The sequence below is a fragment of the Phytobacter massiliensis JC163 genome (assembly GCF_000321045.1).
Classification (GTDB): domain Bacteria; phylum Pseudomonadota; class Gammaproteobacteria; order Enterobacterales; family Enterobacteriaceae; genus Phytobacter_A; species Phytobacter_A massiliensis.
Genome location: NZ_HE578952.1, coordinates 64393 through 67243, shown reverse-complemented (window position 1 = coordinate 67243; position 2851 = coordinate 64393). Strand labels below are relative to the sequence as shown.

Annotated in this window: 1 protein-coding gene and 3 pseudogenes; all 4 read left to right on the top strand. The window is 43.6% G+C overall.

Going from position 1 to position 2851, the window contains the following annotated elements; translation table 11 throughout:
* Nucleotides 1-765: 765 nt before the first annotated feature.
* A pseudogene (locus ENTHG_RS26240) lies at nt 766-1006 on the top strand (hypothetical protein); the annotation flags it as partial.
* A gap of 54 nt (nt 1007-1060) precedes the next feature.
* A pseudogene (locus ENTHG_RS26485) lies at nt 1061-1276 on the top strand (hypothetical protein); the annotation flags it as partial.
* A pseudogene (locus ENTHG_RS24870) lies at nt 1270-1975 on the top strand (transposase family protein); the annotation flags it as partial. The pseudogenes ENTHG_RS26485 and ENTHG_RS24870, both read left to right, overlap by 7 nt.
* Nucleotides 1976-2267: 292 nt before the next feature.
* Nucleotides 2268-2851 (top strand): Shedu immune nuclease family protein (locus ENTHG_RS23325; RefSeq protein WP_237567539.1); only part of this gene is annotated, 584 nt, incomplete at its 3' end.

Here is a 2851-nt window from a genome sequence, read left to right as displayed (position 1 = left end):
GTCAGTTTTTTGACCGGTGCAATGAGGAAATTATCCTGAGTGCCGACATCGACTTCCTGCCAGAAACGGGTTAGCTCATCCTTCGGTAGATCTGACCAGTGAACAGAAATCTGATTGTCATTCACGGCGGCCTGTTCTTATGGCGGCCGGGTGTTGTTTTCTATGGTGCATGCGTTATAATCCTTCACAGGCAATGCGCCTGCTTTTGGACCCCCTGATATCTGACTCTTCCGCCAAGTTGATGACAGATTTCGGGGGGTTTGTGCATTCAGGCTCCGGGAAATCCCGTTACCTGCTCCTGAACGTTTTACTGGACACGTCCTGTCCCTGTTTGTTTCCGGAAGTCCGCATTTCTTCCGTAAAACCATCTTCTGCCACCCGCCTGCCTCACCACAAAGCAGTCAAACCGTCAGTTTGAGTTAGGTCACAAAAGTAATCTGAATCAACAATCTGTCCCACCACAAGACGATCGCTGACGATCCGAATACTACCTTCTCGTCAGTAATTTTTCCAGATATTAGAGCAGATAGCCGTCCATAGTTTGCATGCTAATTGTCCTTGAGGGATTATAACCAGCAGCGCTCGCCGCAGTATCAGGCCAGTAGGCCTGATCGAGGAAGCGCAGGAGAACGGAACGGGAAGATGGCAATTACGCGCGGAACATGAAAAACAGTCTCTGGCGGGAGACGTTCTTCGGACTGAGGATCATTTCACCCTGGTAGCTTTCTTGATTGCTGCCTGGAGTCTTTCAGCGATAACGGCTTCGGCCAAGGACTGGGTGCTGTTTTACTGCACGATGCAGTTCTTCACGGCTTCCGGGTAGCTGAGAATATAGGATTCTGTGCAATCATGGTTCATGTACCATGTACTGGCTGATGAAGCCAAAGTTTTCTATATCCACCATAGTTTTAAAGCAGCGAAAAGCCGGAACTGGACATTGTTCTCAAACAACACCAATAGACTTTGTAGTAAGAAGAGAACTGCCAATGGCAGTATAACTATATGATTTATATGCGAAAAAATAATTCATTTAACATAATCTTTGTTATGCGAAGTAATCATGTTACTCCAATATTCTGATGTCACTTTTAACCCATTTAGTGATGTTACTTTTTCTGGCATAAAGGATCCAATCCTCAGGCCATGGAGACATCGGATGCTTGTGACCATGTCAGATAAAGAACTAAATCGGATCAATGTCATTCAGTCAGTTGTTGAAAAGCGCATGCGTCGTCGTGATACAGCTCAGCTGCTTGGTCTGACCGAACGTCAGACACAGCGTCTAATGAACCGCTTTCGCGAATCTGGCGCAGCAGGACTGGCAAACCTTCGGCGTGCGACAAGCACGGCATTTTCAGGGTCAATAATGGTGGTTCAACTACAACCGGCGTTACCCAGTTTGGTCGTGTGCTTTCCGAACTGGGGATCGAGCTGATTTGTGCCAACAGTCCACAGGCTAAAGGCGAGTGGAGCGGACAAATCAGACACTACAGGATCGGCTTATCAAGGAGATGCGTCTTGAGGGAATCAGCAGTATTGAAGCAGCCAATGCCTGGCTGGAAACTTTCATCGCTGACTTCAATCGTCGCTTCGCAAGACCAGCAAAATACCCCAAAGATCTGCACCGACCCGTGGCTGAGAGCAACGAAGGCCTGGCAGGAACTGCGTAAGCTGTCTAAAACGCTGACATTCCGCTATGAAAAAAAGATATATCTGGTTGAACCTACTGAAGAAAATACTCGCATTGCAGGTGAAAAAACCACAGTGTACGACTACCCAGATGGTACGCTGGCGTTTGAATATGGCTACCGATCACTCAACTATCAGGTCTTCGATAAACTAGAATGCATCGACCAGGGAGCTATTGTCGACAACAAGCGACACTCGATTTTATAAACTAGCTCAGGATAAACGCGACAAGAGCCGTTCACAGGCGATCCCAGCCGGTGATGGCCCTTCGCGGCGGAGCAGAAAACTAACATAGAAAAAATCACAGCGCTCACATGAACGGAGACGACATGTTAGATGCATTGAAGGCATTGCAGTCACGCTCTGAGGAGATTTTCGTTAAAAGGAAATAGCTTCAATGATATTATATATAAAGGAAAGCCACGAGAATCCGGGGTAAGTTAGGGAGTCACAGTACCTTGAACCGCCATATGGTGATTTTTTACCCATTTATAGACGCAAACCAAGCCTTTGTAAAATTTATTACATAGAGATAAATTTAATCACAATCTTAAATTTAGAGATGGTAAATTATGTATATGACTGGTCAAGAAATTAACGATAAAAAGAAAGAGTACTTTGAATTATTGGATCAAAATGAGAATGAACAGACTTATCAAACATACCTTGAAGAAAATACAATGTTCATTCCAAGAGAATTCGAACAAAACCATGGAATTCACTTCAGTACGGTATTTAGAAAGTTGCCTCTATCAAGTGATTATAAACCTGATTTCGTATATTTATCAAAAAGCTCGGATAACTGGAATGTAGTATTGGTCGAAATTGAAAAACCATCATCGAAATATTTCAAAAACAACTCTACAACATTTCATACAGACTTCAATCATGCTTTACAGCAAATGAATACATGGAGGGCTTGGTTTGATGATGAATCAAATAGAAATCACTTTAAAAACAATATACTACAGGGATTTATTGAACCGGCACATATGGGGAGAAACCCGTTTAATTTCAAGTATGTTCTGGTCCATGGTCGTAGAGCAGAATATGAAAACAACGCACAAAAAACTGCGCTGATCAGAGGGCAACAGAGAAGTGATTTCTCTATAATTTCATTTGATAGTTTGGCTGAAAATATAGAGAGGAAATATAAGTTGTA